The organism is Marinobacter sp. BW6, assembly GCF_008107725.1.
Classification (GTDB): domain Bacteria; phylum Pseudomonadota; class Gammaproteobacteria; order Pseudomonadales; family Oleiphilaceae; genus Marinobacter.
Genome location: NZ_VIRN01000061.1, coordinates 415,791 through 428,440, shown reverse-complemented (window position 1 = coordinate 428,440; position 12,650 = coordinate 415,791). Strand labels below are relative to the sequence as shown.

At 59.0% G+C, this 12,650-nt stretch carries 13 protein-coding genes; 8 read left to right on the top strand and 5 right to left on the bottom strand.

The window, feature by feature from the left end; all coding sequences use genetic code 11:
- Positions 1-4: 4 nt before the first annotated feature.
- The 4 genes from recJ (at position 5) to ung (ending at position 5,253) form a co-directional block, all read left to right on the top strand.
- Positions 5-1,738 (top strand): single-stranded-DNA-specific exonuclease RecJ, encoded by a 1,734-nt coding sequence (gene recJ, locus FMN52_RS07660; RefSeq protein WP_148608075.1) that lies wholly within the window; start codon positions 5-7, stop codon positions 1,736-1,738.
- A 94-nt stretch (positions 1,739-1,832) separates the two neighbouring features.
- Positions 1,833-2,928, top strand: a protein-coding gene (gene prfB, locus FMN52_RS07655) for a peptide chain release factor 2 (protein ID WP_148608074.1) whose coding sequence is annotated in 2 segments (ribosomal slippage) — positions 1,833-1,904 and positions 1,906-2,928 — 1,095 coding nt in all. Because the reading frame shifts where the segments join, the coding sequence is not laid out codon by codon here.
- 51 nt (positions 2,929-2,979) lie between these two features.
- The gene (gene lysS / locus FMN52_RS07650; protein ID WP_148608073.1) at positions 2,980-4,515 is read left to right on the top strand and encodes a lysine--tRNA ligase; all 1,536 of its coding nucleotides are present in this window, start codon (positions 2,980-2,982) and stop codon (positions 4,513-4,515) included.
- A 3-nt stretch (positions 4,516-4,518) separates the two neighbouring features.
- Positions 4,519-5,253 carry a uracil-DNA glycosylase gene (gene ung / locus FMN52_RS07645; protein ID WP_148608072.1) on the top strand — a complete coding sequence of 245 codons (735 nt, stop codon included), beginning with the start codon at positions 4,519-4,521 and terminating at the stop codon, positions 5,251-5,253.
- Between the two features lie 128 nt (positions 5,254-5,381).
- Here ung and FMN52_RS07640 read toward each other — a convergent pair whose 3' ends face one another.
- The 5 genes from FMN52_RS07640 to nadB form a co-directional block, all read right to left on the bottom strand.
- Positions 5,382-6,215 carry an HDOD domain-containing protein gene (locus FMN52_RS07640; protein ID WP_148608071.1) on the bottom strand — a complete coding sequence of 278 codons (834 nt, stop codon included), beginning with the start codon at positions 6,213-6,215 and terminating at the stop codon, positions 5,382-5,384.
- 125 nt (positions 6,216-6,340) lie between these two features.
- A complete protein-coding gene (locus FMN52_RS07635) occupies positions 6,341-7,336 on the bottom strand; it encodes a folate-binding protein YgfZ (RefSeq protein WP_148608070.1) in 996 nt (331 codons plus the stop codon).
- 21 nt (positions 7,337-7,357) lie between these two features.
- Positions 7,358-7,822 (bottom strand): hypothetical protein, encoded by a 465-nt coding sequence (locus FMN52_RS07630; protein WP_148608069.1) that lies wholly within the window; start codon positions 7,820-7,822, stop codon positions 7,358-7,360.
- Entirely contained in the window at positions 7,806-8,078 is a 273-nt protein-coding gene (locus FMN52_RS07625) for a succinate dehydrogenase assembly factor 2 (protein WP_104322080.1), read from the bottom strand. The genes FMN52_RS07630 and FMN52_RS07625 overlap by 17 nt, the downstream gene beginning before the upstream one ends.
- Before the next feature lie 40 nt (positions 8,079-8,118).
- On the bottom strand, positions 8,119-9,723 hold the full coding sequence (gene nadB / locus FMN52_RS07620) for an L-aspartate oxidase (RefSeq protein WP_205424916.1): 1,605 nt from the start codon (positions 9,721-9,723) through the stop codon (positions 8,119-8,121).
- A gap of 134 nt (positions 9,724-9,857) precedes the next feature.
- On the opposite strand from nadB, the gene rpoE reads away from it, so the two are divergent.
- From rpoE to FMN52_RS07600, 4 genes are all read left to right on the top strand, one after another.
- Entirely contained in the window at positions 9,858-10,544 is a 687-nt protein-coding gene (rpoE, locus tag FMN52_RS07615; protein ID WP_148608067.1) for an RNA polymerase sigma factor RpoE, read from the top strand.
- A gap of 15 nt (positions 10,545-10,559) precedes the next feature.
- Positions 10,560-11,120, top strand: coding sequence for a sigma-E factor negative regulatory protein (locus tag FMN52_RS07610; RefSeq protein ID WP_148608066.1), 561 nt, complete (start codon positions 10,560-10,562; stop codon positions 11,118-11,120).
- A 65-nt stretch (positions 11,121-11,185) separates the two neighbouring features.
- Complete coding sequence (locus FMN52_RS07605; RefSeq protein WP_148608264.1) at positions 11,186-12,160, top strand: MucB/RseB C-terminal domain-containing protein; 975 nt, start codon at positions 11,186-11,188, stop codon at positions 12,158-12,160.
- Positions 12,157-12,606: a SoxR reducing system RseC family protein gene (locus FMN52_RS07600; protein ID WP_148608065.1), complete on the top strand. Its 450-nt coding sequence runs from the start codon at positions 12,157-12,159 to the stop codon at positions 12,604-12,606. The genes FMN52_RS07605 and FMN52_RS07600 overlap by 4 nt, the downstream gene beginning before the upstream one ends.
- Positions 12,607-12,650: the final 44 nt, after the last annotated feature.

Genomic DNA, 12,650 nt, shown 5'->3' with positions numbered 1-12,650 from the left:
GGGTATGACACCAAAAAAGATCCTGCGTCGCCCCCAGCCCGAGACATTCCCGGACTGGGGGCAAAACCTGCCTCCCTTGCTTCGCCGCCTTTACGCCGCCCGTGGCGTAACTTCCGATGAACAGCTCAGCTACACCCTGAAACACCTGGCCTCGCCCATGTCACTTCGGGGTATCGACCGGGCTGTCGAACTTCTTGCGGAAGCTATCGAGCAGCAACAGCGGGTGCTTGTGCTCGGGGATTTTGATGCCGATGGCGCCACCAGCACGGCCGTCGCCATGCTTGGCCTTTCAATGCTCGGTCTTCAGAGCATCGATTTTCGCGTCCCCAGCCGGTTTGCTGATGGCTATGGCCTGACGCCGGGCATTATTGAACGCCTGCGCGACGAAGGTCAGCTCCCCGATCTGATGGTCACCGTCGATAACGGCATATCCGCTGTTGAGGGCGTTCGAGCGGCCAAGGAACTTGGCGTGAGGGTGGTGGTGACGGATCACCACCTGGCCGGCGAAGAGCTCCCGGATGCCGATGCCATCGTCAACCCCAATCAACCGGGGTGTCCCTTTCTGAGCAAGAACGCCGCCGGTGTTGGCGTGATGTTTTACGTCCTCACGGCGTTGCGCAAGCAGCTCCGGGAAACCAATCGCCTGCCTGATCCCGAACCCAATCTGGGGAGTTTGCTGGACCTGGTGGCGCTCGGCACAGTGGCCGATGTTGTGCCCCTCGATCATAACAACCGGATCTTCGTGGAGCAGGGCCTGCGTCGGATACGTCAGGGCGAGGCCCGTCCGGGAATCCTTGCCCTGCTGGAAATTGCAGGCCGCGACCATACGGCGCTCAGCTCAACCGACCTTGGATTTGTGGTTGGCCCCCGCCTTAACGCCGCGGGGCGGCTTGACGACATGAGTATCGGAATTGCCTGCCTGCTGGCAGACAGCCCAGACGAGGCTCGTCGGCTGGCCCGGGAGCTGGATACCTTCAACCGGGAACGCCGGACCATCGAGAAGGATATGAAAGCCCAGGCACAGGACCTGCTGGCCTCCATGTCTCTGGATCTTGAGGGGCTGCCCTGGGGGCTCGCCCTGTTTGATCCTGACTGGCATCAGGGAGTCATCGGCATCCTCGCGGCCCGAATTCGAGAGCAGACCCACAGACCCACCATTGCTTTTGCCCCGGATGACAATGGCGAAGACATCAAGGGCTCTGCCCGCTCTATTCCGGGTTTGCATATCCGGGATGTGCTCGCGGTGGTGGATTCTCGCCACCCCGGCATCATGAAAAAGTTTGGTGGCCACGCCATGGCCGCCGGCATGACCCTCGCTAAAGCCGATCTGGATGCCTTCTCCGAAGCCTTCGATCACGCCGTTCGCGACACGCTGTCGGCGGAAGACCTGGAAGCCGCGATCACCACCGACGGACCTCTTGGGCCAAATGAGCTTTCCCTGGATACCGCAGCACTGCTCAAGCGGGCCGGTCCCTGGGGTCAACATTTCCCGGAGCCGCTGTTCGACGGCGAATTCCGGGTGGTGAGCCAGCGAATCGTTGGGGAGAACCACCTGAAACTGGTACTACAACCGGTCGAGGGCGGCGGAATTATCGACGGCATAGCCTTCAACACCGGCCCGGAAGTGCCCGACTACACCCGCACCGGGGCCCGGGTTGTTTACAAGCCGGATGCCAATACCTTCCGTGGGCGGACCAATCTCCAGCTTCTCGTGGATTACCTTGAGCCGCTTGCCTGATTCGCGGAAACCCGCAGGCTGATTTACGAACGGATTTCCGGTAGAATCCCGCCTCTGTTTTTACTCTCCATTTTCAAGAGCGAGTAAGGGTTTCATGGAAATTAATCCCATTGTGACGAAGATTAAAGAGCTTCGTGAGCGCACTGAAGCGCTTAGGGGGTATCTTTGACTACGATCAGCGTAGTGAACGACTGATCGAAGTTGAGCGCGAACTGGAACAGCCAAGCGTCTGGGACGACCCGGAGCGGGCTCAGGCTCTGGGCAAAGAGCGCGCGGATCTTGAACTGATCGTCAAGACCATCGACAACCTCACCTCCGGCCTGGAAGACGCCGAGGGCCTGCTGGATATTGCCGCAGAAGAAGAGGATGAGGGCACCGTCGCGGAGATCGAGTCAGATCTTGAGAGCCTTGATAAAGAGCTCGAGAAGCTCGAATTCCGCCGCATGTTCTCCGGCGAAATGGACGCCAACAACGCCTACCTGGATATTCAGGCCGGCTCCGGTGGCACCGAAGCCCAGGACTGGGCCAACATGCTCCTGCGTATGTACCTGCGCTGGGCTGAGCGTCGGGGCTTCAAGGCCGAGATTGTCGAGCTGATGGAAGGTGAAGTGGCTGGCATCAAGAGCGCCACCATTCACATCCAGGGCGACTACGCCTATGGCTGGCTGCGTACCGAAACCGGCGTTCACCGGCTGGTGCGTAAATCGCCGTTCGATTCCGGCAACCGTCGGCATACTTCGTTCTCTTCCGTGTTTGTGTCACCGGAAGTGGATGACAGCTTCGAAATTGAGATCAATCCGGCGGATCTGCGGGTGGATGTGTACCGTGCCTCCGGCGCCGGTGGTCAGCACGTAAACCGGACCGAGTCGGCGGTGCGTCTGACTCACAACCCCACCGGCATTGTCGTGGCCTGTCAGGCTGGCCGAAGCCAGCACCAGAACAAGGACCAGGCCATGAAACAGCTCAAGGCGAAGCTGTTTGAGCGTGAGATGCAGGAGCGCAACGCCGAGAAACAGAAGGCGGAGGACGCCAAGGCCGATATCGGTTGGGGTAGCCAGATCCGCTCCTACGTTCTGGATGACAGCCGTATCAAGGACCTGCGCACCAAGGTTGAAACCAGTAATACCCAGTCGGTGCTGGACGGTGACATTGACAAGTTCATCGAAGCCAGCCTGAAGATGGCGCTTTAACCGGCGCCTTTGCCACGCTAACCCGGACAACCCGATTCCTAGTGAGCCAAAATGACTGATCAAACTCAGAATGCCGCACAGCATGAGGACAACAAGCTGATTGCCGAGCGCCGCGCCAAACTGTCAGAGATGCGCGACCAGGGCAACGCCTTCCCGAACGACTTCCGTCGTGACGCCACCGCCGCCGAACTGCAGGCGAAATACGGTGACAAAACCAAGGAAGAGCTGGAGTCCCTCGGTATCAAGGTGGCCATTGCCGGCCGCATGATGCTCGACCGCAAGGCGTTCAAAGTGGTTCAGGACATGACCGGCCGGATTCAGATCTATGCGTCCAAGGATGTCCAGAAAGACACCAAGCACTGGGATCTGGGTGACATCGTGGGTGTGCGTGGCACCCTGTCCAAGTCGGGCAAGGGTGACCTGTACGTGACGATGGATGAGTATGTGTTGCTCACCAAGTCCCTGCGCCCGCTTCCCGAAAAGCACAAGGGCCTGACTGACACGGAAGCCCGTTACCGTCATCGCTATGTCGATCTGATGGTCAACGAGGACAGCCGTCGGGTGTTCCATGCGCGCTCGAAGATCATCAGCGCCATGCGTCAGTACTTCACCGACCGGGACTTCATGGAAGTGGAAACCCCGATGCTTCAGGTGATCCCGGGCGGTGCCACAGCGCGCCCCTTCGTGACCCATCACAACGCCCTGGGTATCGACATGTACCTGCGCATTGCGCCGGAGCTGTTCCTGAAACGCCTGGTGGTTGGCGGCTTTGAGCGGGTGTTCGAGATCAACCGCAACTTCCGCAATGAAGGGCTTTCCACCCGTCATAATCCGGAATTCACCATGGTCGAGTTTTACCAGGCTTACGCGGATTACAACGACCTGATGGACCTCACAGAGGACATGCTGCGCACCATCACCCAGAAGGTCCTGGGTTCAACCACGGTCGTGAACACCCGCGCCCTGGCGGACGGCAGCGAAGAAACCATCGAGTACGATTTTGGCAAGACCTTCGAGCGCCTGACGGTGGTCGACGCCATCCTGCGCTACAACCCGGACATCAAGCCTGAACAGCTGGCGGACGACTCTAGTGCCCGGCAGGTGGCGAAAGACCTTGGTATTCATCTCAAGGATGGATGGGGGCTGGGCAAGGTCCAGATCGAGATCTTTGAGGCGACGGCCGAACATCGCCTGATGCAGCCGACGTTTATCACCGAGTACCCCAAAGAAGTGTCGCCTCTGGCCCGCTGCAAGGACAGCAACCCGTTCGTCACTGAACGCTTTGAGTTCTTCGTGGGTGGTCGCGAAATCGCCAACGGCTTCTCAGAGCTGAACGACGCAGAAGACCAGGCGGAGCGCTTCCAGGCTCAGGTGGCCGAGAAAGACGCCGGTGACGACGAGGCCATGTTCTACGATGAAGACTACGTGATGGCCCTGGAATACGGCCTGCCGCCCACCGCCGGTGAAGGTATCGGTATCGACCGGCTGGCCATGCTGCTGACCAACTCGGCATCAATCCGCGACGTTATCCTGTTCCCGGCCATGCGCCCCGAGCACAAGGCCGACAGCCGGAAAGACGAGGGCTGATCCATGAGCCCGGTTGAGGTACTGGCCAGCCAGCTCAGGCCCGATCGGGGCTGGAAAGAGCATCTCTCAGAAGAATTCCGCCAGCCCTACATGCAGGGCCTGGCGGAATTCCTCGCCGCCGAGGAACAGGCCGGCAAAGTCCTGTTCCCTGCGAGCCAACACTGCTTCAATGCCCTCAACAGCACGCCACTGGATAACGTAAGAGTGGTCATTCTCGGGCAAGACCCCTACCACGGCCCGGGCCAGGCCCACGGCCTGTGCTTCTCCGTACGCCCGAACGTGGCTATCCCACCCTCGCTGGTGAACATCTTCAAAGAAATCCAGGACGACCTGGGAATCGCTCCCCCGGACCACGGCTGCCTGCAACCCTGGGCTGAGCAGGGCGTGTTGCTGCTCAACAGCGTTCTGACCGTCGTTCAGGGCCAGGCCGGCGCCCACCAGGGCAAAGGCTGGGAAGCCTTTACCGACAAAGTCATCGAAACCATCAACCGCGAACGGGAAGGCGTGGTATTCCTGCTCTGGGGCAGCTACGCCAAAAAGAAAGGCCAGCACATCGACCGCACCAAACACCTGGTCCTCGATGGTCCACACCCGTCACCCCTGAGTGCTTACCGTGGCTTCTTCGGTTGCAAGCACTTTTCAAAGGCGAACGACTGGTTGCAACAGCAGGGAAAGCCCACGGTTAACTGGGCGCTGCCAAGCAAATCTGAGTTGATCGAGAGATACAAGAAGAGCTGAAAGGACAGGTCAGGAACGCCCTTCCAATTTTTGATCGGTGTGGGGATGGCAATTTTTTCCCGAGGGAGAAAACTGCCACCCCCGCACCAGCCCCCAAAAGCGAAGGGGCCAAGGGACTGCGGCAGGTATTATTGAAGCAGCGCCATAGCCGCTTCCATCTGAGCGTTCAGATCCTCTTCCTCGCTCATGTCGATATTCGGATCCAACCCAAGACGATCAAACGCCGAAATCTTCGTCCAGTCCATCTCGTTCCAGGGGTGCTCTGACCCCGCAACCAGCTGCAGATTGGCCACCATCACCAGGTCCGCATAGTCGGCCGCCGGCACCTGCCGGTTGAAGTTGGCATATTCCAGGGGAACGTTCTGAAGCTCCTTCGGGAAATCCCACTTCTTCAGGATGGTCGCTCCGATCTTCGGATGCAGCTCATCAACCACATTGTCCAGCATGATGCTGCTGATCTGGATATCCTGGTCTTCCACATAGCGCAGGATCGGCAGCACGCCGATCAGATGCACCAGGCCTGCGAGGGTGGCCTGGTCCGGCTTGAGTTTGGTGTAGTGTTGCGCCAGCACATGGCAGACACCGGCCACTTCAGTGCTGGTCTGCCAAGTCGCCCGCATGCGCTTGTCGATCATGTCGGACGTGGCCTGGAACATCTGTTCCATCGCCAGGCCCATGGCCAGGTTGCTGGTGTAGGCCATGCCCAGTCGGCTTACCGCCATGTTAAGGTTCTCAATGGCGCGGCTGCCACGGAACAGCGGGCTGTTGGTCACCCGGATGATACGCGCGGACAGGGCTGTGTCATTGCTGATGACCTTGACCAGGTCGGCTATTGAAGAATCCTCGGATTGCGCAATGTCTCGGACCTGAAGGGCTACCTCCGGAAGGGTGGGGAGCACCAGTTTGTCATTTTCGATGGCTGCGTTGAGATCGGCTTTGATGGTTTCAACAATATTCGACATGGTCAGTAAAGGTCCGCTTAAAGATTTCGAAGAATGGCAATAATGCCTGAGCCACTACCCGAACAATCCAATATGTGAGCTACTGCATAGCAAAATAGCAAATTCTGGCGCGTTTGCCTGTCAACTTATGTATCTGATTGTGCGCTTTTTTCCCTTTCGGGCACCGAGTAGGGCAATGGCATTGGCACCAGCACCACCTCTGGCAGGCCATCCGGATGCAGGTTTTTTTCGGCTGCATCGTGACGCACAACAGCGAGCAGCTCTATGCTGCCGTCGCGATATTCTACTACGTTTACCACTTCCCCCACTGACCGTTCGCCCGCAATGAGCGCGCTTCCAGGAGCGGGCAGGTCTTCGGACTGTTCAATCCGGAATCGGAACAGGCTTTTCTTCAGTTGCCCGAGAAAATGCATTCGGGCGATCACTTCTTGCCCGGTGTAGCATCCTTTCTTGAAATGCACGCCGTCCACATGCTGCCAGTTCAGCATCTGTGGCACGAAGGACTCCTGTGTGGCAGCCGTGAGAGAGGCCACACCCGCAGCAATCTCGGAAGCGTGCCAGTCTGTCACGGACATCCGGTCGCTGGCAGGAAGCGCTAGTTCACCCTCTTCAGTCTGCCAGAATTCAAAGCGGGCCATGCCCTCGGCTGTAGGTTGGGTCTTTACCAGGGTGCCGTTACGGAGTGCGATCGACTCGCCGGGTTCCTTAAGACTGTCCAGAACGTCACCGGCCAGGCTTTCAGCCAACGGGTTGCCCAGGAATCCGATAATGCTGGCCTCCTGCACAACCTCCATGGTGGTCCCGCGAAACAGCATCAGGTATTTGCGCAAGTGGCTGATGATGTCGTCAGCGAGCTCGGAGGCAAAATCCATCAGGATGTCGTTTCCTTCCCGAACCATGCGGGTAAGGCAGTAGGCGCGGCCCTTGGGGGTCGCGGCCGCGGCTCTGGGAGAGCGGCCAGGGATAACCTCGTCCAGGTTCTGGCTGAACTGGCCCTGGAGAAATTTGTCGGTGCCAGGGCCGCTGATGCGCACAACCACCCGGTCGTCGAGAACCGCCCAGCCGCTGTCGGGCAGGGGATAGTCTGCAACGGCTGATACAGGGGAGTCTGTGTCGGTCATGGCGTGCTCCAGATCGGTGAATCAGGTGGATGGTCGCCCGGATCGGCCCAGTCTGAGCCATACTCTCAGGCGACGGAAATCGTCTGCCGGAACGTTACCCGGCCTGCCGGGTATAGGTGCCAACAGTATTGTGGTGTAAGACTGGAATCTGGTGCCGGCCGGGCGCAGTTTCAAGAGCGCCAGCCCGGACCAGATTCGACTGGACGCCTGCGGAAGCACCTGAACCTGCCGGTTGTCTCCGGTTTTGGCGTACATCTTTCCCTGTTCAATCAGAAGGCCGTGCACAGAACTGTCGCCCAGCAGTAATCCGTTGGACCGATACTGAAAGGTGACGCCTGCCAGTGCAATCGGTGCTGCAAGGAGTAACCAGACTTTGCCGGCCAGCGCCGCAATCAACAGGAAGCCCAGCAAGAGCAGCCAGGGGAGCACCGCCAGGGCGCCAACCAGCAGGGAGGGGGTGAGCGTTAGCTCAATCCGGCTGGACACGTTTGAGAATGATGTCGACCATGCGTTGGAGGTCCGGATCTGCCGGCCGGCTGCGCTGCATAAACCACTCGAACATGTCATTGTCCTCGCAGGTGAGCAGCTTTTTGTAACGGGCCTGGTCCTCGGCGTCGAGATCGCGGTAGGCCTCTTCCATGAATGGAATCAGGAGGTTGTCCAACTCAAGCATCCCGCGACGGCTGTGCCACCACAGGCGGTTGAATTCTGCTTTTTCGGACGATGCAGGTGTCTCTGACATAGTGGTTACCATTGAATCGTTTTAAAGAATCGGTCTTCGTTCAGGGTGCGAGCGTTCGGTAGGTCGTGGGAACCAGTACGGTATCACGGACCTCATTGAGCAGTCCCGGATAATCCAGTGTGTAATGCAGTCCACGGCTTTCCCTGCGTTGCAGTGCCGAGCATATGATCAGGTCGGATACGGTGACCAGATTGCGAAGTTCGAGCAGATCGTTGGTCACACGGTAATTGCTATAGAACTCCCCGATCTCGGCAGACAGCAGGTCCACCCTGTGCTTCGCCCGCTGGAGGCGCTTGGTGGTCCGCACAATGCCCACGTAGTCCCACATGAAATGTCGCAGCTCGTCCCAGTTGTGGGAGATAACAACGTCTTCATCAGAATCCCGGACCTGGCTCTCGTCCCAGTCCGGGGCTTCCGGCGGTGGCGGAATGTCGGCTTCCCGACGGGTAATATCCGCCGCGGCCGCGCGCCCATACACGAGGCACTCGAGCAGGGAATTGCTGGCCATGCGATTGGCACCATGGAGTCCCGTGAAGGCTGCCTCGCCCACCACATAGAGCTGATTGACATCAGTTCTGGCCCGCTCGTCACTCATGATGCCGCCACAGGTATAGTGAGCGGCCGGAACCACGGGAATGGGCTCGCGCGTGATATCGATGCCAAAGCCCAGGCACTTCTCGTAGATAGTGGGAAAGTGGTGCTTGATAAAATCGGCGGGCTTGTGGCTGATGTCCAGATACAGATGATCAGCACCCAGTCGCTTCATTTCATGGTCAATGGCCCGGGCAACGATATCCCGCGGTGCCAGTTCGCCGCGCTCGTCAAAGCGGTCCATGAACCGCGACCCATCAGGCAGTTTCAGAAGACCGCCCTCTCCACGTACTGCTTCCGTGATCAGGAAGGATTTAGCGTGGGGATGATACAGGCACGTAGGGTGGAACTGGTTGAACTCCATGTTCGCGACCCGGCAGCCGGCCCGCCATGCCATGGCAATCCCGTCTCCGGAGGCGCCGTCCGGGTTGGTTGTGTAGCGGTAGGCCTTGGATGCGCCACCGGTGGCAATCACCGTGAATCGTGCCCGAAAAAGCTCCACGTGGTTGTCTTCAAGATTCAGGATGTAGGCGCCGACGCATCGGTTTCCCGGCAGGGACAGTTTGCGGTTGGTGATCAGATCCACCGCTACCCGGCCGGACATGAGTTCGATGTTTGATCGTGCCTCTGCCTGGGATGTCAGAGTCGTCGAAACCGCATGGCCGGTGGCATCGGCTGCGTGAATAATGCGCCGGTGGCTGTGGCCGCCTTCTCGCGTCAGGTGGTATTGGGCATCGCGGTCCCGGGTAAAATCGACGCCGGAATCGATCAGCCAGTCGATGCTTTCCTTGCCGTGTTCGACGGTGAAACGCACCGCGTCCTCATGACACAGGCCGGCCCCGGCGTTCAGGGTGTCAGTAATGTGGTTCTCGGTGGAATCCTGATCATCCAGAACCGCGGCAATTCCCCCTTGCGCCCAAAGGGTGGCACCGCTGCTGATCTGCGCCTTGCTCACCACGCAGACCTTCAGATGCTCTGGCAGATTGAGGGCGACGGTGAGACCGGCAGCACCGCTGCCGATAATGAGAACGTCGTATTCGAAGGACTGTGGCATCGGGTCGTTATCGCAGGCCATAATGTGGACGTGTATTGAACTAAACTTTACGCTTGCTGTCTATTTGGCCTGACAGGGTGAGCCGCCTGACTGGTGGTCTAGCCCGTTTCATGAACGGACGCCGGATAGCATCAATGACGCAGCGAAACTTGGTACAGGCCGGACAGCTGGCCATCAAATCAGGGAACCCCGGCAACCAGTCCATGACTCCTGATACAGAGAAACGACAAGGCGACCACTCGGATAGCCAGACGGACCTGCAGTTGGTACGCAAGGTCCGCAATGGCGATCGCGCCGCCTTTGATCTTCTGGTGGTCAAATACCAGTCCAGGGTCGCGTCTATCATTAGTCGGTACGTCTACGACAGCCAGGAAGTCATGGATCTGACCCAGGAAACCTTTGTAAAGGCGTTCAGGGCGATCGAACGTTTCCGGGGAGACAGTGCCTTCTATACATGGCTGTACCGGATCGCGGTTAATACTGCGAAGAACTATCTGGAATCGCGCGGGCGTCGGCCGCAAGGCAGTGCCGACTCAGCGGAAGCGGAGAATTTCGATGACGGTTCTCGGCTCCGGGATACCGCGTCGCCTGAACGGCTCCTGCAACGTGAGCAGCTCCAGAAAGAACTGAACAAGGCGATTGCCCAGCTTCCAGAAGAACTGCGCTCTGCCTTTCTGCTCAGGGAATACGATGGCCTCAGCTATGAGGATATCGCGGGCATTCTTGAGTGCCCGATCGGTACTGTCCGTTCGCGAATATTCAGAGCCCGGGATGCGGTTGATCGGCATCTTGGACCTTTACTCAATCACTCGGTGACGTAATTGAGGTTGCATCCCATGGATGATCGTCTCAGAGAAACACTGTCCGCCATGATGGACGACGAAGCTGACGAACTTTCGGTACGTCGCCTGCTTTCACACGATAGCCAGGACGAAGTTCGGGCGCAGTGGCAGCGTTGGCAGGACGTGCGGGACCTTATGCATGATGGTCACTCGCCGGCCCATGGTATGGACGTCAGTGTTGCCGTCCGTGAACTGCTTGATGGCCGCGGCTCTACGACAGCACGGCAGGAGTCTTTTGTTGAGGGCAATAAGGCGGGTCGATGGCACTGGCCGGCGGCCGCCATGGTTGCTATGGCGCTGTTGGTAGGATTTGGTGCCGGCGCCGGCTGGGATTCATCCGGCGCCGGTCCGGTTCAGCCAGTAACTGCGGCCGCACCGGAAACGCCTGTTCAGGAACAGCCGGTCAGGGAGATCGCCTTGCAGGGTCTGGATGAGGAACAGTGGGAATACATGAGTCGCTACCTGCTGGAACATGCGCAACACAACAGCGTTGGGGCCGGGCGGGGCGCCGTCGGCTATGCCCGACTGGTCAGCGCCAACGGTGCTGGCTACTGAATCGCGGAGCGAGTGTAATCATGCCTCAAGCCTTCATTAATGTTGCCCGAAGCCGTGCGGTGACGATGCTCGTGGGTCTTCTGCTGACGCTTGCCGGACCGCTTCCGGCTGCTGCGGACGAAGATGAGGCAGCCGCCTGGCTTGAAAGGCTCGGACCGGCGCTGAACATGACCTCCTATCGCGGTGTGTTCGTTTACGCCCGCGGTGAGAGTGTGCACTCCATGCAGATTGCGCATCGCTACAATGATGGTGTTGTTGAGGAACGGCTGGTACTGCAGGACGGCGGGAGCGGCGAAATCGTTCGCAAGGGCGTGAACGTGGTCTGCGTGCTTCCTGAAACAGGTCGTGTAAAGCTCGATCAGGTGATTCCCTCGGGGCCGTTTGCCGAAGCATTCACCAGCCAGCTGATGCCCGTCAGCCGATGGTACCGGGCGGAAATGAAAGGTGAGGATCGGGTCGCGGGTTACGATGTGGTTTCGGTGGCACTCAGTGCTAAAGACCCCTTCCGCTATAGTCATCGGCTCTGGCTGGAGAAATCCTCCGGGCTTCTGGTCAAGAGTCATGTCCGAAACGCCGAGGGCGAGGTGCTCGAGCAGTTCCAGTTCACCAGCCTGCACATCGGCGAGGACATTCCCGACAGCGAATTCGAGATTCGCACCCAGGGCCGGGAGATCTCCAGAACGCTGGATGAGCCGATCTCGACGGCATCCGTGGTCCAACGAATGAACGGGTGGCAGCTTGGCTGGCGTCCGGAAGGGTTTGTCCCTGCAGCGACACCCCGCTCCGGTAAGGGGCAGGCCGTTGCCTTCTCCGACGGCCTGGCTGCTTTCTCGGTCTTCGTTGAGCCTGCTGGCCCGGTTACGATGCCCACGGGCGCCTCCCTGATCGGCGCCACCACGGTTTATATGCATCAAGTGAAAGAAGGGGAGGACACCTTTCTAATCACTGTCGTGGGTGAGCTGCCCCCGCAGACCGCCCGCCAGGTTGCCGAATCGGTTCGTATTGAAGACTCGCTGGCCCTGGGTGTGGATGAATCGTGATTACCGAAACCGGAAAAGTTGTTGCGCTGAAGGGCGACAAGGTCTGGGTCCAGACGATTCGAACCAGCGCCTGTCAGAGTTGTGCCGCCCGCAATGGCTGCGGCCAGAAAGTCCTGGCGGCGGCCTCCAGTGGTCGCGCCAACCAGATTCTGGTGACTAACTCGGTCAATGCCCAGGTCGGGGATGAAGTGACCATCGGCATTGATGAACAGGCGTTGCTGGGGGCGTCCATACTGGTTTACGCCGTCCCACTGATCTTCATGGTCGTCGCAAGTATGCTTGGGCACCAGATGTCCGGAGGGAGTGATGGCGCTGCGATACTGGCCGCGATCGCCGGCCTGGCTCTGGGTTTTTTGGCAGGACACAAACTGCAAGACGCCGGCGGCAAAGTGTATGAGCCCCGTCTGGTCCGGGTAAGCCGGATAGCCTCTGAAGACTGTCTTTGAACCCTACGGTTTTGTAAGTTGAAAATCGTTGGGGGTGAACCCAA

Bases quoted from the DNA above. Each gene is read 5' to 3' on its own strand.
- recJ (WP_148608075.1), top strand. From the start codon at position 5: ATGACACCAAAAAAGATCCTGCGTCGCCCCCAGCCCGAGACATTCCCG.
- lysS (WP_148608073.1), top strand. From the start codon at position 2,980: ATGACTGATCAAACTCAGAATGCCGCACAGCATGAGGACAACAAGCTG.
- ung (WP_148608072.1), top strand. From the start codon at position 4,519: ATGAGCCCGGTTGAGGTACTGGCCAGCCAGCTCAGGCCCGATCGGGGC.
- FMN52_RS07640 (WP_148608071.1), bottom strand. From the start codon at position 6,215: ATGTCGAATATTGTTGAAACCATCAAAGCCGATCTCAACGCAGCCATC.
- FMN52_RS07635 (WP_148608070.1), bottom strand. From the start codon at position 7,336: ATGACCGACACAGACTCCCCTGTATCAGCCGTTGCAGACTATCCCCTG.
- FMN52_RS07625 (WP_104322080.1), bottom strand. From the start codon at position 8,078: ATGTCAGAGACACCTGCATCGTCCGAAAAAGCAGAATTCAACCGCCTG.
- nadB (WP_205424916.1), bottom strand. From the start codon at position 9,723: ATGCCACAGTCCTTCGAATACGACGTTCTCATTATCGGCAGCGGTGCT.
- rpoE (WP_148608067.1), top strand. From the start codon at position 9,858: ATGACGCAGCGAAACTTGGTACAGGCCGGACAGCTGGCCATCAAATCA.
- FMN52_RS07610 (WP_148608066.1), top strand. From the start codon at position 10,560: ATGGATGATCGTCTCAGAGAAACACTGTCCGCCATGATGGACGACGAA.
- FMN52_RS07605 (WP_148608264.1), top strand. From the start codon at position 11,186: ATGCTCGTGGGTCTTCTGCTGACGCTTGCCGGACCGCTTCCGGCTGCT.